Source organism: Roseivirga sp., assembly GCF_034669765.1.
GTDB lineage: Bacteria > Bacteroidota > Bacteroidia > Cytophagales > Cyclobacteriaceae > Roseivirga.
This window is the reverse complement of the sequence record NZ_JAXMOQ010000007.1, coordinates 214,845-236,756: the sequence shown is the minus strand read 5'-3', so window position 1 is coordinate 236,756 and position 21,912 is coordinate 214,845. Positions and strand designations below refer to the sequence as shown.

General features: G+C 41.1%; 23 protein-coding genes. 7 read left to right on the top strand and 16 right to left on the bottom strand.

Features of this window, described 5'->3' with window-relative positions:
* Positions 1-25: 25 nt before the first annotated feature.
* Positions 26-1,021, bottom strand: coding sequence for a bifunctional ADP-heptose synthase (locus VOI17_RS15135; RefSeq protein ID WP_323758066.1), 996 nt, complete (start codon positions 1,019-1,021; stop codon positions 26-28).
* Positions 1,021-2,220, bottom strand: coding sequence for a pyridoxal phosphate-dependent aminotransferase (locus VOI17_RS15130; RefSeq protein WP_323758065.1), 1,200 nt, complete (start codon positions 2,218-2,220; stop codon positions 1,021-1,023). Before VOI17_RS15130 ends, VOI17_RS15135 begins: the two co-directional genes overlap by 1 nt.
* Positions 2,221-2,461: 241 nt before the next feature.
* On the opposite strand from VOI17_RS15130, the gene VOI17_RS15125 reads away from it, so the two are divergent.
* Entirely contained in the window at positions 2,462-2,923 is a 462-nt protein-coding gene (locus VOI17_RS15125) for a hypothetical protein (RefSeq protein WP_323758064.1), read from the top strand.
* Positions 2,924-3,006: 83 nt separating this feature from the next.
* On the opposite strand, the gene recR is transcribed toward VOI17_RS15125, so the two are convergent.
* Positions 3,007-3,612, bottom strand: a complete 606-nt coding sequence (recR, locus tag VOI17_RS15120) for a recombination mediator RecR (protein ID WP_323758063.1) — start codon at positions 3,610-3,612, stop codon at positions 3,007-3,009.
* Between the two features lie 27 nt (positions 3,613-3,639).
* The gene (locus VOI17_RS15115; RefSeq protein WP_068412534.1) at positions 3,640-3,921 is read right to left on the bottom strand and encodes an ATP-dependent Clp protease adaptor ClpS; all 282 of its coding nucleotides are present in this window, start codon (positions 3,919-3,921) and stop codon (positions 3,640-3,642) included.
* A 135-nt stretch (positions 3,922-4,056) separates the two neighbouring features.
* Between VOI17_RS15115 and VOI17_RS15110 the strand changes: the two genes are divergently transcribed.
* Complete coding sequence (locus VOI17_RS15110; RefSeq protein ID WP_323758062.1) at positions 4,057-5,496, top strand: sodium:solute symporter; 1,440 nt, start codon at positions 4,057-4,059, stop codon at positions 5,494-5,496.
* 114 nt (positions 5,497-5,610) lie between these two features.
* Positions 5,611-6,618, top strand: coding sequence for a hypothetical protein (locus VOI17_RS15105; protein ID WP_323758061.1), 1,008 nt, complete (start codon positions 5,611-5,613; stop codon positions 6,616-6,618).
* A gap of 2 nt (positions 6,619-6,620) precedes the next feature.
* Here the strand turns inward: VOI17_RS15105 and VOI17_RS15100 are convergent, their stop codons facing one another.
* The 4 genes from VOI17_RS15100 to VOI17_RS15085 all read right to left on the bottom strand — a co-directional run bounded on the left by VOI17_RS15100 (position 6,621) and on the right by VOI17_RS15085 (position 10,163).
* Complete coding sequence (locus tag VOI17_RS15100; protein ID WP_323758060.1) at positions 6,621-7,364, bottom strand: TerC family protein; 744 nt, start codon at positions 7,362-7,364, stop codon at positions 6,621-6,623.
* Between the two features lie 15 nt (positions 7,365-7,379).
* Positions 7,380-8,300, bottom strand: coding sequence for a mechanosensitive ion channel family protein (locus VOI17_RS15095; RefSeq protein WP_323758059.1), 921 nt, complete (start codon positions 8,298-8,300; stop codon positions 7,380-7,382).
* Positions 8,301-8,347: 47 nt separating this feature from the next.
* The gene (locus VOI17_RS15090; RefSeq protein WP_323758058.1) at positions 8,348-8,686 is read right to left on the bottom strand and encodes an MGMT family protein; all 339 of its coding nucleotides are present in this window, start codon (positions 8,684-8,686) and stop codon (positions 8,348-8,350) included.
* 85 nt (positions 8,687-8,771) lie between these two features.
* Positions 8,772-10,163, bottom strand: a complete 1,392-nt coding sequence (locus tag VOI17_RS15085) for a sodium-dependent transporter (protein WP_323758057.1) — start codon at positions 10,161-10,163, stop codon at positions 8,772-8,774.
* Positions 10,164-10,397: 234 nt separating this feature from the next.
* On the opposite strand from VOI17_RS15085, the gene VOI17_RS15080 reads away from it, so the two are divergent.
* Both VOI17_RS15080 and VOI17_RS15075 read left to right on the top strand, forming a co-directional pair.
* A complete protein-coding gene (locus VOI17_RS15080; protein WP_323758056.1) occupies positions 10,398-11,912 on the top strand; it encodes a sodium-dependent transporter in 1,515 nt (504 codons plus the stop codon).
* On the top strand, positions 11,909-12,034 hold the full coding sequence (locus tag VOI17_RS15075; RefSeq protein WP_323758055.1) for a hypothetical protein: 126 nt from the start codon (positions 11,909-11,911) through the stop codon (positions 12,032-12,034). The genes VOI17_RS15080 and VOI17_RS15075 overlap by 4 nt, the downstream gene beginning before the upstream one ends.
* Positions 12,035-12,042: 8 nt before the next feature.
* On the opposite strand, the gene VOI17_RS15070 is transcribed toward VOI17_RS15075, so the two are convergent.
* Genes VOI17_RS15070 through VOI17_RS15035 form a run of 8 tightly spaced genes read right to left on the bottom strand, consistent with a single transcriptional unit; the run spans position 12,043 to position 19,323 of the window.
* A complete protein-coding gene (locus VOI17_RS15070; RefSeq protein ID WP_323758054.1) occupies positions 12,043-12,948 on the bottom strand; it encodes an NAD(P)-dependent oxidoreductase in 906 nt (301 codons plus the stop codon).
* Complete coding sequence (locus tag VOI17_RS15065) at positions 12,945-13,835, bottom strand: peptidylprolyl isomerase (RefSeq protein ID WP_323758053.1); 891 nt, start codon at positions 13,833-13,835, stop codon at positions 12,945-12,947. The genes VOI17_RS15070 and VOI17_RS15065 overlap by 4 nt, the downstream gene beginning before the upstream one ends.
* A 6-nt stretch (positions 13,836-13,841) precedes the next feature.
* Positions 13,842-14,714 carry a peptidylprolyl isomerase gene (locus tag VOI17_RS15060; protein WP_323758052.1) on the bottom strand — a complete coding sequence of 291 codons (873 nt, stop codon included), beginning with the start codon at positions 14,712-14,714 and terminating at the stop codon, positions 13,842-13,844.
* Complete coding sequence (gene hemC / locus VOI17_RS15055) at positions 14,711-15,640, bottom strand: hydroxymethylbilane synthase (protein WP_323758051.1); 930 nt, start codon at positions 15,638-15,640, stop codon at positions 14,711-14,713. Before hemC ends, VOI17_RS15060 begins: the two co-directional genes overlap by 4 nt.
* A complete protein-coding gene (gene rimK, locus VOI17_RS15050) occupies positions 15,641-16,549 on the bottom strand; it encodes a 30S ribosomal protein S6--L-glutamate ligase (protein ID WP_323758050.1) in 909 nt (302 codons plus the stop codon). It lies immediately after the preceding gene.
* A gap of 17 nt (positions 16,550-16,566) precedes the next feature.
* The gene (locus VOI17_RS15045) at positions 16,567-17,034 is read right to left on the bottom strand and encodes an ATP-dependent zinc protease (protein WP_323758049.1); all 468 of its coding nucleotides are present in this window, start codon (positions 17,032-17,034) and stop codon (positions 16,567-16,569) included.
* Position 17,035: 1 nt separating this feature from the next.
* Positions 17,036-18,166 carry a DNA polymerase III subunit delta gene (locus VOI17_RS15040; RefSeq protein ID WP_323758048.1) on the bottom strand — a complete coding sequence of 377 codons (1,131 nt, stop codon included), beginning with the start codon at positions 18,164-18,166 and terminating at the stop codon, positions 17,036-17,038.
* Positions 18,167-18,168: 2 nt separating this feature from the next.
* Positions 18,169-19,323, bottom strand: a complete 1,155-nt coding sequence (locus VOI17_RS15035) for a GlmU family protein (RefSeq protein ID WP_323758047.1) — start codon at positions 19,321-19,323, stop codon at positions 18,169-18,171.
* A 125-nt stretch (positions 19,324-19,448) separates the two neighbouring features.
* Between VOI17_RS15035 and VOI17_RS15030 the strand changes: the two genes are divergently transcribed.
* Both VOI17_RS15030 and VOI17_RS15025 read left to right on the top strand, forming a co-directional pair.
* Positions 19,449-19,817 (top strand): BlaI/MecI/CopY family transcriptional regulator, encoded by a 369-nt coding sequence (locus VOI17_RS15030; RefSeq protein ID WP_323758046.1) that lies wholly within the window; start codon positions 19,449-19,451, stop codon positions 19,815-19,817.
* A complete protein-coding gene (locus VOI17_RS15025) occupies positions 19,814-21,871 on the top strand; it encodes a peptidoglycan DD-metalloendopeptidase family protein (RefSeq protein ID WP_323758045.1) in 2,058 nt (685 codons plus the stop codon). The genes VOI17_RS15030 and VOI17_RS15025 overlap by 4 nt, the downstream gene beginning before the upstream one ends.
* Positions 21,872-21,912: the final 41 nt, after the last annotated feature.

The window sequence follows — 21,912 nt, the reverse complement described above, 5'->3', positions numbered from 1 at the left end:
GTTTGAACTTTTGGAAAGCCTTTAATTAATTCAGAATCTTATTGTCTTCGGCTTCTTCCATCAAGTCTGCTTTATTGATGGGCACAACGCCTACATGTTCGCAAACCAAACCGCCCGCCAAATTGGCCAAGGCCGCAGCCTTTTGAGCCGACATGCCCACCGCCAATGCACAAGCCATAACACTGATTACTGTATCGCCAGCGCCAGATACATCAGAAATATGGCGGATATGGGCAGGGATAAGGTGTGTTTCGCCATTGTCTTTAATGAAAACCCCGTATTCAGAAAGGGTCACCATTACCATTTTGGCGTTCAATTTAGACTGAAGCAAAATCACTCCATCGCGCACTGAATCCATAGTTTTAGGATCCACTTGAATGTTAAGGCCTTCTCTTAATTCTTTCAAATTGGGCTTGAAAAGGGTCACCCCTTTATAGTCCATAAAGTTGCGCTTCTTTGGGTCAACCACGGTAGGAATATTCAATCGAGAAGCTTCCTTAACGGTTTCCTCAATAATGGTGGCGTTGATCACCCCCTTATCGTAATCTTCAAAAACCACCACATCGCAATCGGGCAATAAGCGCTTGATGTTGGCCAATAACTGCGCTTGTTCTGTAGCGCTGAGTTCTTTATCCGTTTCGGTATCTACCCTTAGCATTTGATGGGCTCCTGCCAAAATACGCTCCTTCACAGTCGTATCTCTTTCAGAGCTTGTGATAATTCCGCTGTTGGGAATTCCCTTTTCTTCCAACCTTCTCAAGAAAAACTCACCGTCCAAATCGTTCCCTACAATGGCACATGGAACTGGTGTTGCCCCCAAGGCTTGAATATTCAAAGCTACATTTGCAGCCCCTCCCAAACGCTTCTCTTTTCTTTCGGTAAGTACAATAGGTACAGGTGCCTCTGGCGAAATTCTAGACACTTTGCCAAAGACATATGAGTCTACCATTACATCGCCAATCACCAAAACCCTAAGTTTGGAGAAGGCATCGAAAAGAGTTTGAACTTTTGAGTAATCCATTAAGAAAGTTTAGATACTGCTGCTTTAATTCTTGTGATGGCCTCGCGTAAATCTTCTTCAGACGCGGCATATGACAAACGAATGCAATTCGCATCACCAAAAGCATCGCCTGTAACTACCGACACCTGCGCCTTATCCAAAAGGTATAGACTCAAGTCGTCTGCATTATTAATCGTTACACTTCCATCTGTAGTCCCGAAAAGTGCGGTTACATCTGGAAAGAAGTAGAAAGCACCTGTTGGTAAATTGGTTTTAAAGCCAGGCACTTGGTCCAACAAGCCTTTCACGAGATCTCTTCTTCTTAAATATTCCTTCGACATTTCTACTGTTGGAGCAAGGTCCGTAGTAAGCGCAGTTAAGGCCGCTCTTTGGGCAATGCTACAGTTGGCAGAAGTAATCTGCCCTTGAATTTTATTGCATGCCTTGGCCAACCAAAGTGGCGCACCTATATACCCAACTCTCCAGCCCGTCATGGCAAAACCTTTGGCCATGCCATTGATGGTTGCGGTTCTGTCTTGCATGCCTTCTATTGCTCCAATACTTGCATGAGCGCCAGTGTAGTTAATGTGCTCGTAGATTTCGTCAGCAATAACAATAATGTCTTTATGTTTTTTGATTACTTCTGCTATCGCAGTTAGTTCTTCAAGTGTAAACACAGAACCCGTTGGGTTACATGGAGAAGAATATATGATGGCTTTGGTTTTTGGTGTGATGGCTTGCGCCAATTGCTCAGGTGTTACTTTAAAGTCCGATTCGATACCGCCCTTTACATAAACAGGCACGCCACCTGCCAATTCTATTAGTGAAGAATAACTCACCCAGAATGGGGAAAATACTACCACTTCGTCACCTTCATTCAACAAGGCTAAAAATACATTGGCGATGGATTGCTTGGCTCCATTAGAAACCACAATCTGATCAGGTGAATAATCTAAGTTATTTTCGTTTTTGAATTTAGCGGAAATCGCTTGCCTAAGGTCTAAATAACCATTTACAGGAGGATAGGCAAAATACTTTCCTTCATCTATCGCTGCCTTAGCACCCTCTTGAATATGCTTTGGAGTTTTAAAATCAGGCTCGCCCAAACTCAAGCTGATGACGTTAATGCCTTTTTCTTTTAGCTCTCTGGCTTTGGCCGCCATGGCTAATGTGGCCGATTCGGCCATGTTCTTTACTCTATCAGATACCATTGTAGACATGCGATTAATTCAATGTGGGGCAAAAGTAGCTATTTATAGATTGTTGTGCCAAAAACCAGATGGATTGTTATCTAATTCCACAGGTGATGGAATCAAAACGAAAGAAAATTTCTCGATTGTAGAAAATATTACCATTGCCTAAACCACAACATCAACACAAAAAAGGCTTCTGGGGCTAAAATTTAGATGATTCTTCGGTTTGGCACGATTATCACATATAGACTAACCAAACGACATGGTTATGAAAACTTTAGAAACTAGCCCAGAAAAATTGAAAAGAGTAATTCAGAAAATTGCTGACGCAGCTAAGATTGCCCACTTCATGAACAAGCTTGCTGTATCAGAAGATTCTAAGGATTACTTCGCCATTCACGAAAATAATTTATCAAACACAAGGGCTTTGCTTTTCAAAAGCATTGGTGCCTCTACCAAAGACCTACACATTTTGTACGGAACCAATTGGGCACCCGCATTAGTGTATGTTCAAATCCGTTTTTGGAAATACAACGATTTAGAAATGATTGACTTGTTAAAAGAAAAAGTACACAAAGCCTTGGCTGAATTAGATGAAGTAGCTTCAGTACCACACGAAGCCATTAAAATGAGTGATTTGAACGAAGCTTCAAACAACTTAAGTATACTGTTATCAGCCTTGAACACCCAGCGTTTTTACGCATCGGGTATATTAAGCGAAATCAATTAGGCTTCAAGCCGTAGCTATAGATGACGAAGGGCGATCATATCGATCGCCCTTCGTGTTTTTATGTCTGTGCTGTTGAGGCAAATTTACTTGTACTCAGAACGGGTCATAATACTTCGACCCAATGTAATTTCGTCAGTATATTCCAATTCTCCGCCCATAGGAATTCCACGGGCAATCGAAGTAATCCGCACCTCAAATTCTTTTAGCCTTTTAGTGATATAAAAAGCAGTAGTGTCGCCTTCCATGGTCGGGCTGAGTGCTAAAATTACTTCTTCTATTTTAGGTTCGCTGGTTTGAATGCGTTCCACCAAAGAGTCAATATGAATATCACTTGGCCCAATGCCTTCAATCGGAGAGATGACGCCTCCCAATACATGATAAAGTCCTCTGTACTGCGCTGTATTTTCAATGGCCATTACATCTGGCGTATCGGTCACTACACAAACTGTAGATAAATCACGCTTGATGGTGCGGCAGGTACAATCCGTGGTATCGGAAATAATATGGCAGGTGCCGCAGTACTTTATTCCATCACGCAATTCGTTGAGTGCAGTGGTTAAATGAGCAGTACTGATGGGGTCTTGTTTTAATAAATGAAGTACCAGCCTTAAGGCGGTTTTCTTTCCTATGCCCGGAAGTTTAGAGATTTCCTCAATGGCATTGTCGACAATTTTGGGAGGGAAGTTCAAGTTGAGTTATGATGTATATCTTTCTAATTATAACACAGTGGCCGTAATTCCGGCAGAAAGAATACTTTCACACATCGGCTTTAACTCTGTAAAAGAGCCATTTTTTACGGTGCATTTTCCCTTATAATGAATCAACATTGTGCACTGTTCTGCTTGTTCTGCAGTGTGTTTACATACCTTGACCAGAATATTAATGACATGTTCAAAGGTGTTGAAGTCATCATTGAAAACTACCAAATCACATAATTCCTCATCTGTAGTTTTCTCGAGCAACTCGACTAACTCTTCTTCTTGATAACTGAAATTCATGTTGTTAAATTTTTACAAATGTACAAAAAAACACTTGACCCCTAAACTCTAGCTTTGTCAAAATGGTTCGAAAGCCTTTTTGGTGTCCACAGTTTTTTCACGGATATTCAAACTTTAATTTACTAGTTCTTCGGTATGAACCCCACTTTAGTCATTTCAATCATAGGCGGTTATTTTTTACTGCTTATCCTTATTTCTCGATTTACCTCGAAAGGAGCCGATTCTGCTACTTTTTTTACAGCCAATAAACAGTCGCCTTGGTATTTGGTGGCCTTCGGAATGATTGGCGCCTCCTTATCGGGGGTTACCTTTATTTCTGTTCCGGGCGAAGTAGGAAACAGTTTTTTCTCCTATTTTCAGGTAGTCCTCGGTTATGTAGTGGGTTATATTATCATCGCTACGGTACTCATTCCGCTCTACTACCGCCTAAACCTAGTTTCTATTTATACCTATTTAGAACAGCGCTTTGGGTTTTGGTCATACAAAACGGGTTCGTTTTTCTTTATGCTTTCTCGCACCATTGGGGCTTCCTTCCGCCTGTTTTTAGTGGCCAGTGTACTTCAGATTGCACTTTTCGACAGCTATGGTGTTCCTTTTTGGGTTTCTGTACTTGTAACCATCGCCCTTATTTGGGTCTATACTTTTAGAGGGGGAATTAAAACCATTGTATGGACAGATACACTGCAAACCTTCTTTATGCTGTCAGCAGTGGTGGTCACTATTTATATCCTTACCAAAGAAATGGGCATTGGGGTTGGCGATGCCATAACTCAAATCCAGGAAAGTGATTACTCCAAAACCTTCTTCTTCGATTGGAACAACAAAAATGATTTCTTCAAGCAGTTTATTTCTGGGGTTTTCATTGCCATCGTTATGACGGGACTGGATCAAGACATGATGCAGAAAAACCTGACCTGCCGAAGCTTGAAAGACGCCCAAAAGAATGTATTCTGGTTCACTATTGCATTGGTTATGGCCAATATACTTTTCTTAGGCATGGGCGCTTTGCTCTATATCTACGCGGGCCAAAATGGAATTGAAATCCCGACAAGAACAGATGATTTTTATCCTTTAATCGCACTGAATCACCTCGGTACTTTTGGAGGAATTGTATTTCTATTGGGCATTGTGGCTGCGGCTTACTCCAGTGCAGACTCTGCCCTCACTTCGCTTACCACAGCATTCTGTGTCGACTTTTTGAATTTTGAAAAGAAAGAAGAGTCAGTAAAGAAACCCATTAGACTTAAAGTACACTTGGGTTTTTCTGTGTTGCTTTTCATCGTCATCATTATCTTCAATGCCATTAACGACAGCAGCGTAATTAGCGCTATTTTCAAAGTAGCTGGCTATACCTATGGTCCATTATTAGGCCTTTTCAGCTTTGGCTTGATGACCAAGTTGAAAGTAAGAGACAATTTGGTACTGCCCGTTTGTTTGCTTTCACCAGCCATATCTTACCTGGTAGATATGAACTCAGCAGCCTGGTTCAACGGTTTTGAATTCGGGTTCTTTATCCTGATTTTTAACGCAGGCCTCACCTTTTTAGGAATGTTGTTGATATCAAAGAGAAACTAGCTTTTTTCAAGTTACATATCTGCCACTGACCTAAAGTTAATACCTCTTACTCACTTAGATTCTGAAAACTACATTTCGTGTGTAACTTCACAAAGTATTTAAAGCCAAGCAATTATGACACAAGCGCTTCGTAACACCTTATTGCCTTTCTTTCTGCTAGCCGCAGGTATTATCACCGCCTCTTATTTCATCATTAATTCTGCACAGTTTAAAGAAATGCCGAGCCTATTGGCGATGGCCTCAACCTTAGACATTACACTGCTAATTCCAGGTATCTATTTCCTTTTTATTAGGAAGAAGGCTATCCCCAAGATCACTGTTATTCCAGTGTTTGTTCTCAGTTTTATTACAGCGAGTATTTTGTTACCCAAAGAACATCATCAAACGCTTTCTGTTATTGAGTATGCCATTCCGATTATTGAATTATTCGTTATAGGTTTTACCATCTATAACATCCAAAAAACCATTAAAGCTTATAAATTTCAAAAAAGTGAATATCAACATTTAGGCTTTATAGAAACGGTAAATCAAGCCACAGAAAGTGCTTTTGGAAAAGGTACGTTTGCTAACGTTCTGGCCACAGAGATTTCGATATTTCATTATGCTATTCTAGGGTGGAAAAAAAAGATTGAAACCAAAACTTCTACTTATTTTACATACCATAAGGAAAACGGCTATATCGCCTTTATGGTCACCATTGCGTTAGTGCTCATTGCTGAGACCGTAGTCCTGCATATTTGGTTAGCGAGCTGGAGCAATGTGGTTGCATGGGTATTGACTGGAATAAGCATTTATTCTTCCTTCTTTTTAATAGGTGACCTAAATGCTGCACGCCTGCGTCCCATCTTTTTCACTGATGAAGGAATCGTTTTTCGAGCTGGTTTGCGGTGGAGAACCACAGTTTTATATAGCCAAATTGAGGCTGTTGAACTTAAGACACCAGACAAGGAAAATGAAGAATTTCAAAATTTTTCGCTAACAGGAGACCCAAATGTTCTATTGACTTTCAATACTGAAATTGATGCAAAAGGACTCTATGGTTTAAGTAAAACCTTCACCAAGCTGGCCATTCATTTAGATGATAAGCTTGGCTTTAAGGCAGAAATAGAGAAGCATATTTAGCGTTAATCTTCCCCAACAATCCTTTTTCTCAATTTAACCACGCGGTCTTTGCTGCGTTTTCTCATGTTGAGGGCCTCCACTGATAAGGAGAAGAAAACCGCAAAGTAGATATAGCCTTTTTCGATGTGTTCGCCTAGACCTTCGAGCACCAACATAAAGCCAATCAAAATCAAAAATGACATGGCCAGCATTTGCAGCGATGGATGTTTGTTGATAAAAGCACTGATTTTCCCTGCTGCAGACATCATAACAATCATCGCCAAAGTAACTGCAATGATCATGATCAAGACATGCTCGGTAAGGCCCACAGCGGTTAGAATAGAGTCAAAAGAGAAAACAATGTCCAAAGCAACTATTTGAAGAATCACTTTACTGACAGTAACGCTTTTACTCTTTTTTACATGATGCTCATCTCCTTCTAAAGTATGGTGTATTTCGGTGGTGCTTTTTCCGATGAGAAACAGACCTCCCAAAATTAAAATCAAGTCCTTTATGCTCACCGGATGATCAAGTACGGTGAACAAAGGTTCTGTGAAACCGATGATCCAGCTAATGCCTAAAAGTAAACCAATCCGCATGATCAAGGCCAAAGCCAATCCAATATTTCGTGTTTTCTTACGGTCAGCTTCTGGCAGACGATTCGACACGATCGAAATGAAAATGATGTTATCGACCCCAAGAATAATCTCTAAAAAGGTAAGGGTTAATAGTGCGATAAGACCTTCTGAGCTAAGTAATACTTCCATTCCTAAATTGTATGTTTATTGATGAGGGAGAGGCACGTAATTTTCTTTGGCGTAATTCAGAATGGTTTTGTTAGTAAACCTCCAAACAGCCCTTTCCATTTCCTTGCTCTTTTTGTCCAGTGTAATATAAAGCTTCAGGTTAACGGTATCTCTTAGAATATGAAAGATTCTAAGACTGAATTTTTCAAGATTGATACTCGGAAACTCCGATTTAAGCGCTTTGACAATGTAGTCTTCAAGGTCATCTGGGTTGCCCAATGTCTGCCTGTCCATTTCAAAATCAAAGCTTAGTTTTTTGAAATTCTTTTTACTCGTGTTCACCACATTATGCGTAACGAGCAAGGTATTCGGCACATAAACAATTTCATCTTCATCGTTCAATAAAACCACGTTGAGCAAGGTAATATCAGTGATTCGGCCACTGAGCTCTTCAATAACAATATAGTCGTTCAGTGAAAGCTGATTAGAGAACATCAGGATGAATCCGTTGATGGTATTGGCAATATAATCTTTAGAAATAATAGCAATGGCTGCTGCTACAATACTGATGGAAGTAAAAAACTCCTTGGCATTCAACTCAAAAAAAGCCAGCAAAGCAAAAAGCAATATAACAATGTGTAGTATTGCCGAAATTCCGTTGATCCCCAAAATGAAGTTATCCTTAAAGTCAGTTCCCTTCTTTTTTCGCTTTAGGTAGAAATAGACCATCAAAATACGACCAAGTGATACGAGAAGTATACCTGAGATGTAAGAAATAGCCGCAGGCACTATCCTTCTACCGAAGAAGCTACTCTCATCAAAATCTGGCTTGCCCCAGAATCTCCAAATCAATATGACCACTAGTAAAATCAGTTTCAGGAAGAAAAACAATCGTTTTCTTCCTTCTTTTTTGGCCTGATTGATAGGCTTATTTGTTTTTACTCTCGTCTTAATCATTCATCTAAATCTGTTGCAAAATTAAAGGAATTTCGAACCAAAAAAGTTTAAAGTTCTAACTCTTTAATGGGCTCCCAATACACCTCTTTAAACCCCTCAATTTTATCATCGTTCACTTTTACTCCTTCGGCTTCCAAACGTTCTTGCATCAGGCTAGGTGTCTGAAAATGGTGGCGGCCGGTTAAAACGCCAGCTCGATTTACCACCCTATGGGCAGGAACATCACTTAAGCCATGAGCGGCATTCATCGCCCAGCCCACCATTCGAGCGCCACTCTTTGTGCCTAAGTATTCGGCAATGGCTCCATATGAAGTAACTCGCCCGGCAGGAATGAGTTTAACTACTTCGTAAACATTATTGAAAAAATTGCTGTGGTCTTTTGCCATGAGGTAAATTTGGGCATTCTGATCAACGGAAACAAAAAATGGAACCTGTTACAGTGCCATTTTCCTACAATGCGTTAAGCTTCGATTAGCCACCTCCACCAAAAATGCCAAATACGCCCATCATATTGAGAAGCACAATGAGTATAACCAGCGGACATACGTAACGGATGAAAAACACAAAGGCATTTGAAGCAAATGTGTTGGGTTTCCAGCCGGGTGCTCCCATATCAATTTCAGAAACGATATTCTTGATTGGCATTTTCCACGCCACATAAATACAAGTCACCAAGGCCACTACCACAATAAAGAAGGTGCCGAAGAAGAAGTCGAGAATATCTTGAAAGCCAGTGTAGGTCGATCCGAAAACTGTAACGTTCATTTCTGAGAAAAATGCTGAGCCCCCTTGCGAAAGCGCTGAGGGAATTCCCACAATGAAAAGTAAAATACCCACTACCCAAGCCGATTTGTTTCGGCTCCATTTTTTCTCATCCATAAAATAAGAAGCGGGCACCTCTAACATAGAAATAGAAGATGTAAGCGCAGCTACCATAAGTAATAAGAAGAAGAATGCCCCTATAATTGCTCCTCCAGGCATATGGCTAAAAATATCGGGAAGCACCTGAAATACCAAAGTTGGGCCAGCGGCAGGGTCTTTTCCAAAAGCAAAAACCGCAGGGAAAATCATAAAGCCAGCAAGCAAAGCCACACCAGCATCCATAAAACCAACCCAAACACCACTGCTCACAATATTGGCCGTTTTAGGCAAATATGAGCCGTAAGTAATCATAATCCCCCAGCCAATACTCATCGAGAAGAAAGCTTGACCCAAGGCCACCAGAAATGTCTGACCTGTAATTTTACTAAAGTCTGGATTTAAGTAGAAGTCCACCCCTTTCATTGCGCCTTCTAACGACATACTTCTAATCGCTACAATGAGAATGAGTAAAAAGAGAACAGGCATTAATATTTTAGCTGCCTTTTCAATCCCCCCGGAAATTCCTTTCCGGACAATCAGAATCGTAATTAATGTAAACAAGCCCATTAAAGGGATAGTGTTCATTGGATTGGCGGCAAATTCTTCGAAAGGAACTTGACTACCACTTAGCGATTTGAAAATATAGCCAATCGTCCAACCAGCAATATTCCCATAATAGGAAAGGACAAAAAAGCTCACTAACAAAGCCATAATGGCACCTAAGCCCATAAAGATAGGGTTGGCACCCGTATCTTTAAATGCACCAATGGTACCCTTCTTTGTATACCGGCCAAAGCCCATTTCTGTAAAGAGCAAGGGCACTCCAATAAGGACTACACAAAGCAAATAAACCAAAACGAAGGCTCCGCCTCCATTCTGACCTGTGATGTAAGGGAATCTCCAGATGTTCCCTAACCCGACAGCTGAACCGGCAGCAGCCATGATAAACCCAAATTTGGATCCCCATTGACCTCTGCCCTCATTACTAACGTTAACCGCCATAATCTTAAAAATTGAGTTGAGTGTTGAAAAAATTAACGTAGAATATTGAGAATTTTCCACCTAAAAACCTAGCGGTTAGACACCTACGGCAGACTAATTAATAAAACCAGATTTACCGCAAGTCAAGTTTTAGAATAGAAAATCAGTCTAAGGCTTGGGTTTTAATTTCAAAAAACTACCTTGTTGGGCTGGAAAAACGATTTTTCTTAAACTTTAAACAAAACTTACAGGTAATTGAGCACGCAAGAAAAACCAGAAGAATTTAGTAATCGGTGGGGAATTATTTTAGCCGCTCTAGGGATGGCCATAGGTGCTGGTAACCTTTGGCGCTTTCCGAGAATAGCTGGAGAGTACGGTGGCACATTCATTATTTTATGGATGTTCTTCCTAGTTGTATGGTCCATCCCGCTGCTTATGGCCGAACTGGCGATAGGTAAGTATTATAAAAAAGGAACCATAGGTGCTCTAGGCAGATTAGGGGGCAAACGATTTAATTGGATGGGCGTATTTGTTACGCTTGTCACGATGGGAATTGCCTTTTATTACTCAGTAGTAACAGGTTGGTCTTTTAGGTATTTCCTACTCAATACTCAGAACTTAATAGACTATATTTTTGGCTCAGGAACTATGAATGCAAAGTTCGCAGATCCTGATGTCCACTACATGGATAATTTCTGGGCTCAACTATCTAACTCCAGCTGGCAGGCAGTCGTTTGTTATATGTTTACAATCGCCATAGCCATATGGGTTTTGGGAAAAGGAATTAAACAAGGCCTAGAGAAAGTAAACAAAATACTTATCCCAACCCTGTTTATTCTACTCATGATAGTGGCAGCTTTTGCTATTCAATTGCCAGGTGGAATTGAAGGGCTTGAATACTTATTTACGATTAATGTCGAACTCTTCAAAGACCCAAATATTTGGATTCAAGCCATTACTGACTCCGCTTGGAGCACTGGGGCAGGCTGGGGTTTAATGATTACCATTGGTTCATTTTCACGAAAGAAAGAAGATGTTACACTTAATACATTCTTAGGAGCCTTTGGGAATAATTCGGCAGCCCTATTGGCAGCCATGGCAATTTTACCAGCCGTATTTGCAATGTCAGCAACATCGGGTGAAGCCATTGATTTTTTACATGGTGGGAATACAGCTTTAGTATTTACAGTTCTCCCTCAGCTCTTTTCTCAAATGACTGGAGGACCTTTCTTATCTTGGATTTTCTTTGGTGCATTTGCCATGGCAGCTTTTAGCTCTATACTGCCAATGATGCAATTAATCATTAAGAACTTAACCGACTATAGTATATCTAAAAAACGAGCCGCATTAATTACTGGCGCAGCTTGCTTTATCATTGGTTTCCCTTCAGCATGGAGCCTCGCAATATTCGAAAATCAAGATTGGGTTTGGGGCGTAGGCCTATTGGTGAGTGGTATCTTTATTTCATTTCTCATTATGCGTTACGGTCCAGCTAAATTCAAGCGAGACTTTATTGATGATAATTCAGATTTCAAAGTCTCTGCTAAATACTTCTCTGCGATGATCTATTTCATCTTTTTTGCTGGACTTTTCTTGGTCTACTGGTGGATGGATCAAGGATACAGTGAGTATCCATGGTTCGATGCGGACGGTAATTGGAATGTGTTCGATACGTTTAGTAATGCTTCAATCGTAACACAGTGGGCCATTGCCCTCATCGTTGCCATTGTATTTAATGGGTGGTTCTACAAAAAATTCGTAAAAAAATGAGTCAAGCAGCAATAATAGGAATGATCATATGTTTAACGATTACCTTCGGAGGTTTTATCACCTTCCTAATGATCGCGCTTAAATCTGATAAGAAAAAATCTGATGCAGGTTTAGAAGAATAAGTCTAAAGTTAACGGCTGGCTATTTGTTCTGAAACAATGGCTATCCCTTCGCTAAAAGTATGAGGCTCGTACCCCAAAACGGTGCGGGCCTTTTCTATTAACAAGCCCGTTTTTGGTGGTCTTTTGGCGGTTTGGGTAAAAGTTGAAGCGTCTGCTTTTTGCATCGTGGCAGTATTTAAGCTGAAGAACTTGGCGGTCTCAATTGCCATTTCATAAGGCGTAAGTAAATCACTACCACTAATATTGAATGTACCTTTCGCTTTTTGTTCCGAAATTAACAAACAGCCTTTGGCCAAATCCTCTGCTAAAGTGGGGCTTCGCAATTGATCATCCACCACTTTGATTTCTTTGCCATCTTCCAAACTATTTTTCACCCAAAGAATAATGTTAGAACGGCTCATATCATGTGCAATACCATACACTAAAACGGTGCGAGCGATGGCCCAATCAATTTTACTGTCTTCTAAAATACGTTCGGCTGCAAGCTTGCTTTCTCCATAATAACTAATGGGATTGGCTTCAGCCTCTTCATCATAAGGGCCACTTTCTCCATCAAAAATAAAGTCGGTAGAAAGGTGTACTAGAAAGGCATTGTACAGTTCGCAAGCTTCAACAATGTGCTCTACGGCAGTTACATTCAAATCCCAACAGGCTTCTTTTTCCAACTCGCATTGGTCCACATTGGTCATGGCTGCAGTGTGAATTATAACCTCGGGCTTGTGCTCTGCGATTACTTCAAGTACTTGATCACGATTAGTGATATCAAGGGATTGGAATTGATATTTTTCTTCTGGAATAGGCAGTCGATTGGCTCCTCTGGCAGTCGCCACCAACTGATGGTTTCCCTCATCTAAAATAAGCTTGACCAGCTTTTGGCCAAGTAAACCATTGGAACCTGTGACTAATATTTTCATTTCTCCTTTTGAGGGTATTCTATTCCGTATTTTTTCGTGATCTCTTTTTTCGACATTTCGACCACAGAAATGGTCATTCTAACTTCTTGGGTTGGCTTGTCTCTTCTGCCTGTCTCTACAGCTGCAATTTTATCAATTACACCCAAACCTTCGACCACCTGGCCAAACACTGTGTACTCACCATCTAAATGTGGTGCGCCACCCATGGTGGTATAAGCTTCCACTTGCTGTGTTGTAAAACCTGGATCTACTTGCGGGCCAAATTCCTGTTCAATCAACTCCTTCGAACCAAAAACTAAGCTTCTTTGTGCCTCCTCAAAATTGTAGGTGGTATCTTCCTGATACTTGGTTACATGGTAATTATACTTCTCATTCAACTCAATGTATTTATCCATTTTGCGCATGCGATCAAAAAAACCATTGAGTTTCAAAAATTCTCTTCTTTGTGCTCTGGTCGTTAAGCCTTCCTGATCGTACACTTCGCCATCGACAATATAAAATTGAGACCCACTAGATTGCTTCTGTGGGTTAACGTTATCTCCCATTCTCGCAGCAGCCAAAGCTCCTTTTATATGGATATATTTCTCTGGAAGAAACTCTGCATCAATTCTATAATCAGCATCGTTCTCCTGGTTTCCTGTTGAAAGATCTCCTGTCTGAATCATGAAATTTTCAATGACTCTATGGAAAATCACAGAATCATATTTGGCTTCTTTGGCCAAACTCAAAAAATTGGTTTTATGTAGTGGAGTATCGTCATACAAAACCGCAGTCATGTCTCCGTAAGGAGTTGAAATCACCACTACCTCATCCATTTCCGTATCACAGGCTGAAAAAAACAGGCTGAAAGTAAGTAAGAAAGCTAAGTTTAAAAAGGTCTTTTTCATCGCTAATTATTGATAAACTGGTCCGTATTTTTTCACTATTTCAGTTCTTGGCATTTCTTCTACTGAAATGTACATGCGCACATCTTCAAAAGGCCTATTGTTTCGATCAACTCCAACCGTAGTAATTGAGTCAATCACTTCTAAGCCCTGAATTACCTGACCAAAAACCGTATACTCATCATCCAATGGAGGGTAGCCGCCAAGTGTAGTGTAAGCCCCTACTCTTTCTTCAGGCATTTTTATCGTAATTCCAGTTGCCTCACTGAGCTTATCTGCTAATTCCATTGCTTTAATTCTGAAAGACTCGTCTCCTCCTTCGTTAAAAGAATCTTCCAACTCCTGATTTAAAGGGTTATCAGGGTCGTTCCTTCTCAAATTGGATATCGATTGCGACAAAGCCTGCATGTCAATACCTGTTTCTTGTTCAGAGAACACTCTGCCTTGCACAATAAAAAACTGGCTTCCACTTGATGATTTCTCTGGGTTCACTTGATCAGGCTGTCTAGCTGCTGATAAGGCTCCTTTTTTATGGAAAAAGCTTTTTACAAACTCCGCAGGAATGGTATAACCTGGTCCACCGGAACCTAAACGAGCACCAGATTCGGCACCTTTTGAATTAGGATCTCCGCCTTGAATCATAAAACCGGTCATTACCCTGTGAAACAAAAGGCTATCGAAAAAGCCTTCTTTAGCTAGTTTGATAAAGTTTTCTTTGTGTTTCGGGGTTTCATCATAAAGAATGGCCTTCATTTCACCCATGTCGGTTTTGATGGTGACCAAAAAATCATTGCCCGATAGTTTCTCGGAATTTGTTCCTCCACAAGAAGTAATCACCGCAATTAACAAGGCCATTGTGGCTAGCTGTAGATAGTTTTTCATTCGATAGATAGTTCGGTTTTTATAGATTTCAATATGCGATCTCCGCCCGAAGATAATACTTCTTCCGCAAGTTTTTGTCCTATTGATTTTGCATCTTTTAGCTTACCTATGAACACTTTACGGATCATTTCCTTCCCATCAAGGCTCACTATTCCTCCCGTCATTTGCAGGCTATCGTCTTTGATTTGCGCCAAACCAAAAACAGGGATTGAACATCCCCCATCCATGGTTTTCAAAAAGGAGCGTTCAGCCAAAAGACAAACCTCCGTAGGCTTGTGGTTAAGTGCTTTTCTCACCAAGTCCTTTTTGGTTTTACTCAGTCCTTTGTGCACCTCAATGGCGACAGACCCCTGACCAACCGCAGGTGTAAACTCCGTCAAACTCAGTTTCTGAGCAATTTTATCTTCATAACCCATTCGGTGTACACCTGCATAAGCAAGCAATAATGCATCGCATACGCCTTCCTCCATTTTAGCAATTCGGGTTTGGAGGTTTCCGCGTACTGGAACCGTTTTGATATGGGGATAAAAGTGTTTTAATGTAGCAATTCTTCTAGTGGAAGAGGTGCCTATGACCAAATCTCTGTTCTTTAGAGAAGCCTCTTTATTATTGCTAACCAATACGTCATTGGCCAATTCTCTTTCTGAAAAAGAAATCAATTCAAAACCCTCTGGAAGAGAGGACTGCATATCTTTAGCGCTATGTACGGCTATATCTATACTGCCATCGGCCAGCTGTTCTTCAATTTCTTCCGTAAAAACCCCTTTGCTCCCTATTTTGGAAATAGAAACATCTAAGATTTTATCTCCTTTAGTTTCAATGGTGACAATTTCGGTTTCTGCTCCAGCGGCTACCAACTTATCCTCCACAAAGTAAGCTTGCCAAAGCGCCAGCTTACTTCCTCGCGTACCTATTCTAATCTTCATTTAAGCATTCAATTTTGCTTTCGCGCCTCTTTTCTTAGGCTGATTATTCTCAATAAATTCAACGATGGTTCCTGCAATATCTACACCTGTAGCCTTTTCAATACCTTCCAAGCCTGGTGAAGAGTTTACCTCCAACACTAAAGGCCCTCTTGATGATGGCAACATGTCTACACCTGCCACAGAAAGCCCCATGGCATTGGCTGCTTTAATGGCTACAGATTTTTCTAATCTCGAAAGTTTAATGACTTCTGCCGAACCTCCTCTGTGAAGATTCGAGCGGAATTCGCCTTCCATACCTCTTCTGCGCATAGCGCCTACTACTTTTCCGTTGACTACGAAAACACGTATGTCGGTAGCCTTGGCTTCCTTTATAAATTCTTGTACTAAAATTCTAGCTTTTAGGCCGTGAAAAGCCTCTATTACTGATTGGGCAGCTTTTCGCGTTTCGGCCAAAACAACCCCCAAACCCTGAGTACCTTCTAATAATTTAATAATCACAGGAGCTCCACCCACATGCTCTATCAGGGACTTTTCTTCCTTAGAATAATTAGTGAAAGCCGTTCTAGGCATTGGCAAACCTGCCCCAGCCAAAATCTGCATCGATCTCAGTTTGTCTCTAGAACGAACAATGGCCTGAGAATCGGTGGTGCTAAAAACACCCATCATTTCAAACTGACGTACCGTTGCTGTTCCATAAAAAGTAACCGAAGCCCCAATTCTAGGAATTACCGCATCGATCCCCTCCACTTTTTCACCCATGTAGTACACGGCTGGCCCTGCATCTTCAATAACAAGGTCACACTTCAAGTGATCGAGGATGACGGCCTCGTGCCCCCTAGTTTCAATCGCTTGTACCAACCGCTTTGTACTGTAAAGGGCTGAGTTTCGAGAGAGCACTGCAATCTTCATTTTTTCTGGGTTATTGGTTATTCGGCACTGTCGGCCTTAATGTTTTTTGATGTCAATTTTAGCGAAATATCTTTTTGGCTAACATCAACTATAAATCGATTGGTGAGCACCTTACGTCCTAATAGGACAGGGAATTTCATCTTACTACGATCTGATAATGAGAATTCTGTATTGAAGCGCCTCTTCATTATTACCACCGATGTTTTGATAATATAACGCTCTTCTGTTACTCCGTTTGAGCTGCGAATTTTCTTCTTCTTAAATGTAGTTGTGGAAAACTTCCTAGCCTTCTTTTCATGGATTTTATTTCCTGACAATTGGAAATTTAAAGTCGGTACCCCATCCACTTTAGTAAGCTTCACTTTGGAACAATTGATAGAGGATGTGTAGGCACCAGTATCCACTTTAGCGGCTACGCCTTTTAATCCAAATTCTGGCAAATGAATAAAATCTTGCCTTCCAATAAGCTGTAACGGTTTCGACATTCTACTTTTTAGAACGTGCAATTTGGGCAATCGCTAGAGATAAATCAAGGAAGAGGATTTTAGGATTGGCATTTCGTTCTATATGATAAGCAGCTTCTTCTATTTTCGGGACAGCTTCAGCGATTTTTTCAGTATTAAAGACTTTACCAAAGTTAGCCACGAAACCTTTTTCAGCATCGGGAATCCGTTCCAGTTCGGTTACCTCATACTGATGAATCAGCGTATCGCGCATCACCTTGCTTCCTGTATTGAGCAATCCTTTCTGAAACTCCTTTCCCCCACTCTGAAATTCATCGGCCATTTTAACTAAGGCTTGAAAATCGAAAGTGAAACACAAGCGCATCCATTGTTTAAACTGAACGCCCATGGCGTCTTGGCCTCCCTGCACCAAATGTAAGGCTTCGCGCATATTGCCTTCGGCCAAATAGGTAATTTCTTGTGCACGTTCTGCACTTGTTCCTTCTACTTTACTTACAGTTGAAGAAATATTTTCATCCGTAAATGAAGGGATTTTCATTAACTGAACCCTAGAGCGAATGGTGGTGAGCAGCTTATTCTCATCATTCGATACCATTAGGAAAATGGTTTTAGCAGGTGGCTCTTCTAATACTTTCAGAATTCCGTTGGCCGCATTGCTATTCATCAGCTCGGGCAGCCAAATGAGCATTACCTTGTATTTACCCTCAAAAGCCTTAAGCGAAAGATTGGTGATGATATTTCGGCTTTCCTGACGCGGAATAATCAACTGCTTGTTTTCCCAACCAAAGTGAAAGCTCCAGTCACTTACGTTTCCGTAAGGTGATTTTTGAAGATAATCCCTCCACTCTTTCAAGAATTTTTCGCTGGTAGCGTCTTCCCTTTTTATTTTGGGTGTTGCCGAAGTAGGGAAGACAAAATGCACATCGGGGTGAATGTGCTTTGCCTGTTTTGTGCAGGATGAGCATTCTCCGCAAGCATCGCTCTCTTGCTTGTTTTCGCAATTCAAATAGGCTGCAAAAGCCAGCGCCATTGGTAAGTTGGCTGAGCCTTCCGCTCCTAAAAAAAGCTGTGCATGCGCCACATGATCTACCTTAACGGCTTCAATGAGCTTATTTTTAACTTCTTCTAAACCGGGTATGTCTTGAAAACGCATGTTTATTTTTTATCCCAAGTTCTGTAATGGGTAGTAATTTCAAAAATTCGGTCGATGATCTCCTTTTCGGTATCATCAAAAGTCAAGCCCCTGCGTTGCATTACCGCTTCGGCTACTTCGTAAAATTTTCTTGACTGGAAGGTAATTAAACCGGAAGCACCACCCCAAGAGAAAGAAGGAATAAAGTTTTTCGGAAAACCAGCGCCAAAAACATTGGCACCAACACCCACTACCGTACCCGTATTAAACATTGTGTTGATACCACATTTGGCGTGATCACCCATCATTAATCCACAGAACTGTAAGCCTGTTTGCACAAAACGTTCGCTGGTGTAGTTCCAAAGCTTAACGGGTGCGTAGTTATTTTTCAGGTTGGAAGTGTTGGTGTCAGCACCTAAGTTACACCATTCGCCAATCACTGAATTACCCAAAAAGCCATCGTGCCCTTTGTTGGTAAAGCCGAAAATAACGGAGTTACTCACTTCGCCTCCCACTTTAGAATGAGGACCAACCGTGCTATCGCCTTTAATTTTTGCACCCATATTTACATGCGATCCCTCGCACAAAGCAAAGGCTCCGCTAATAATCGCTCCCTCATGTACCTGCGCATTCTTACCGAAATACACCGGGCCATTTTCAGCATTGATAATGGCTGCGCGAATATTGGCACCTTCTTCCAAAAACACGTTTTCCTTGCCATAAACCACTGTATGCGGGTCGGTGATTGGCTGAGAAGTTCTGCCTTTGGTGATTAGGGCATAATCAGCTTCAATTTGTTCTTTATTGAATTGGAAGATTTCCCAAGGCTGGTTGATCATTCTAAACATGCCTTCAAAAGTCACTTCTTCCAATCCGTTTCCTGAAACAGCCAAAACCGTGCTTTCTGACACCAGTTTAGCATCTGCGGTTAAAGCCAAAATTGCTTCAGATAATTCTTTTGACGGACACAATGCGCCATTCACCTTTACGTTTGTTGGCAAGGCTTGAAACTTCTTTCCCAAATACTCTTGGGTTTCGAAGCCAATGTGAAAGCCATATTTCTCCCACTTTTCGGCAATAGTCAGAATCCCTATGCGAATGCAGGCCACTGGTCTGGTAAAAGTAAAGGGAAGAAGATTCTCCCTGATTTGGGGCGGATCGAAAAGATTGATGTGCATGTAGCAAAAATATAAAAGGCTTTGGATTAAGTATCAATTCTGTGATTATATCTCGCGATTACCAAGAATTTGGAAATTACAATTATTACTCTACATTTGTAGAGCACACTCTAAACAAGTAGAGCATGAATTTATCAAAAAGCGAAGAACAACTCATGAATTATTTGTGGAAGCTGAAAAAGGCTTTCATGAAAGATTTGCTCACAGAGTTCCCAGAACCAAAGCCTGCCACCACAACCGTGGCCACGCTATTAAAAAGAATGAATGACAAGGGCTTTGTGGATTACAAACTCTTTGGAAACTCACGAGAATACTACCCGCTGGTGCGTAAAAGCGAATATTTTTCGCAACACCTCAAAGGGTTTATCAAGGACTTCTTTAATGATTCAAGCACTCAGTTTGCCTCGTTTTTCACCAACGAAACGGATTTGACTACGGAGGAATTGGAAGACCTTAAAAAGGTGATTGACGAACAAATAAAGAAGAAACAATGATTGCGGGCTTATTCGAAATCTTCTTGTGCTTATTAGTACTCTTTGGTATTTATAAGCTGGTTTTAGAGCAAACTGCGCTGCACCGAGTAAAAAGGTTTTACTTACTCTTTGCTTTGGTTTTCTCATTGACCACTCCTTGGCTGAACCTAGAGATCAGCTCCGACAAAATCATAATCCCAACTGGAGAAATGATTTCAGAGACACTTTACGAAGTAGTAGCCAACGAGCAGGCGATGATTCCAGAAGCAGTTAGTCCATCGGAATTCACAGAAGTAAAACCTAAAACGAGCATCAACTATTCGGCTTGGGCAATTGGGGGGCTTTATTTAATAGTTGCCTTAATTCTGGTGATCCGCTTCGGACGGAACATTTACGAGCTGTTTTCTAAGGCTAGAAAGAATACTCGAGTTCCTTACAAATTGGCCGAAGTGGTGCTTCTTCGGCAGCCTACCATCCCTCATAACTTCTTGAAATTCATATTCATGCATAATGAAGACTATGAAAAGGAGGTTTTGAGGGAACAACTTTTAGCACACGAACTAGGCCATGCACAGCAACGACATTCATTAGACATTCTATTGGTAGAGTTGCTTCAAGTGCTGTTCTGGTTCAATCCAATGTATTATTTCTATGCCAAGGCCATTCGGCTGAACCATGAGTATTTAGCAGATGCGATGGTGCTTGGCAAGTTTAACGACATCGCTACTTATCAGCGCCTGTTGCTGAAGTTTGCCAACCGCAATCACAGTACAGAAATGAACTTGGCCTGTCTTTCAAATTATTCATTAACAAAAAAAAGATTCAAAATGATGACACAACAAACCTCTAAAATGGCTGCTCTGGTACGTGTAGCTGTTTTGCTGCCGCTCCTGGTGGTAACCACACTCTGCTTCAGTTTAAAAACTAAGGCCGAAGCTATTATAGGCAGTAATGCGAATGAGCTTATTTACACCATTGAAAACTCCTTATTTCAGGAGAACAAACCAGAATTACTTCCGCTTGCAGAAAGTGATATTTCAAGAATGACTTCTGGTTTTGGTATGCGACAAGACCCCATTTCTAAGCAACAGAAAATGCACCTAGGTGTTGATTTTTCTACCAAAACGGGAACGCCAGTAATCGCTACCGCCTCCGGTACAGTAGAAAAGGTAGAATCTCTAAAAGGTGGTTACGGCAACTACATTCAAATTAAGCATGACAATCAATACCAAACCCTTTATGCGCAGCTCAGTGAAATGGATGTTCAGGTGGGTGATAAGGTAGAAAAAGGACAGCTCATAGGAAAAGTTGGTACCACAGGAATGAGCACAGGCCCGCACCTTCATTATGAGGTAATCAAAGATGGCGAAAGGGTTGACCCGAAAGGTTACTTCACAATGACTCGCCCAGCTCCGCCTACTAAAGAAGCCCAAGCCAATGCGAGCACACCTGCCCCACCTACAAAAGCGCAGAACAATACCAGCAAGCCTGCACCGCCCACGAAAGCTAAAAACAACACGAACAGGCTCGCGCCTCCTAGAATAATAGAAAACGGAAAGATAACAGACCCAAAGAACGCTGCACTATACGACCTAGAAGAACGAAACTTTGCTGTAAATTTTGGAAATGGGTTCAAATATGAAGGAGTTATTTATGATGTTAACAAAGTCGTTTTCTTAAGGAAGAATGAGGAGCCGATCATTAAGAAGATGGACGACTTATCGGCAGAGCAAGTTGAAGCCTTAAAATCCCTGACTTTACCATCCCCCCCTTTCCGCGGAAGACTTGAACTCACACAAGAAATTGTAGACAATTGGAGTGACCCTACCATTTACGGAATTTGGATTGATAACAAAAAAGTAGACAATTCTGTAATGAGTAATTACAAGGCTTCTGATTTCGCCACCTACTTTAAAAGTTTTCTACACCCAAATGCCAAAAAAGGCAAGATTTACGATTATCAGCTCAACCTGACCACTAACGAGAAATACGAAAAAGATAAAATAAGAGCAGCACAACAAAAAGCAGAATGGGAGAAAATAACCAAGGCCTCGCTCGCCAAGCTAGATTTTTAGAAAAACCTGATCAACTCAAATGCACAACAAAAAAGCCCCGA

What these genes read in the sequence shown, in the direction of transcription:
- VOI17_RS15115 (WP_068412534.1), bottom strand. Translation starts at nt 3,921, where the DNA reads ATGAATTTCAGTTATCAAGAAGAAGAGTTAGTCGAGTTGCTCGAGAAA.
- VOI17_RS15085 (WP_323758057.1), bottom strand. Translation starts at nt 10,163, where the DNA reads ATGGCGGTTAACGTTAGTAATGAGGGCAGAGGTCAATGGGGATCCAAA.
- VOI17_RS15105 (WP_323758061.1), top strand. Translation starts at nt 5,611, where the DNA reads ATGACACAAGCGCTTCGTAACACCTTATTGCCTTTCTTTCTGCTAGCC.
- hemC (WP_323758051.1), bottom strand. Translation starts at nt 15,640, where the DNA reads ATGAAGATTAGAATAGGTACGCGAGGAAGTAAGCTGGCGCTTTGGCAA.
- VOI17_RS15110 (WP_323758062.1), top strand. Translation starts at nt 4,057, where the DNA reads ATGAACCCCACTTTAGTCATTTCAATCATAGGCGGTTATTTTTTACTG.
- VOI17_RS15095 (WP_323758059.1), bottom strand. Translation starts at nt 8,300, where the DNA reads ATGATTAAGACGAGAGTAAAAACAAATAAGCCTATCAATCAGGCCAAA.
- VOI17_RS15075 (WP_323758055.1), top strand. Translation starts at nt 11,909, where the DNA reads ATGAGTCAAGCAGCAATAATAGGAATGATCATATGTTTAACGATTACC.
- rimK (WP_323758050.1), bottom strand. Translation starts at nt 16,549, where the DNA reads ATGAAGATTGCAGTGCTCTCTCGAAACTCAGCCCTTTACAGTACAAAG.
- VOI17_RS15065 (WP_323758053.1), bottom strand. Translation starts at nt 13,835, where the DNA reads ATGAAAAAGACCTTTTTAAACTTAGCTTTCTTACTTACTTTCAGCCTG.
- VOI17_RS15070 (WP_323758054.1), bottom strand. Translation starts at nt 12,948, where the DNA reads ATGAAAATATTAGTCACAGGTTCCAATGGTTTACTTGGCCAAAAGCTG.
- VOI17_RS15040 (WP_323758048.1), bottom strand. Translation starts at nt 18,166, where the DNA reads ATGCGTTTTCAAGACATACCCGGTTTAGAAGAAGTTAAAAATAAGCTC.
- VOI17_RS15035 (WP_323758047.1), bottom strand. Translation starts at nt 19,323, where the DNA reads ATGCACATCAATCTTTTCGATCCGCCCCAAATCAGGGAGAATCTTCTT.
- VOI17_RS15030 (WP_323758046.1), top strand. Translation starts at nt 19,449, where the DNA reads ATGAATTTATCAAAAAGCGAAGAACAACTCATGAATTATTTGTGGAAG.
- VOI17_RS15125 (WP_323758064.1), top strand. Translation starts at nt 2,462, where the DNA reads ATGAAAACTTTAGAAACTAGCCCAGAAAAATTGAAAAGAGTAATTCAG.
- VOI17_RS15060 (WP_323758052.1), bottom strand. Translation starts at nt 14,714, where the DNA reads ATGAAAAACTATCTACAGCTAGCCACAATGGCCTTGTTAATTGCGGTG.
- VOI17_RS15025 (WP_323758045.1), top strand. Translation starts at nt 19,814, where the DNA reads ATGATTGCGGGCTTATTCGAAATCTTCTTGTGCTTATTAGTACTCTTT.
- VOI17_RS15100 (WP_323758060.1), bottom strand. Translation starts at nt 7,364, where the DNA reads ATGGAAGTATTACTTAGCTCAGAAGGTCTTATCGCACTATTAACCCTT.
- VOI17_RS15135 (WP_323758066.1), bottom strand. Translation starts at nt 1,021, where the DNA reads ATGGATTACTCAAAAGTTCAAACTCTTTTCGATGCCTTCTCCAAACTT.
- VOI17_RS15045 (WP_323758049.1), bottom strand. Translation starts at nt 17,034, where the DNA reads ATGTCGAAACCGTTACAGCTTATTGGAAGGCAAGATTTTATTCATTTG.
- VOI17_RS15130 (WP_323758065.1), bottom strand. Translation starts at nt 2,220, where the DNA reads ATGTCTACAATGGTATCTGATAGAGTAAAGAACATGGCCGAATCGGCC.
- VOI17_RS15090 (WP_323758058.1), bottom strand. Translation starts at nt 8,686, where the DNA reads ATGGCAAAAGACCACAGCAATTTTTTCAATAATGTTTACGAAGTAGTT.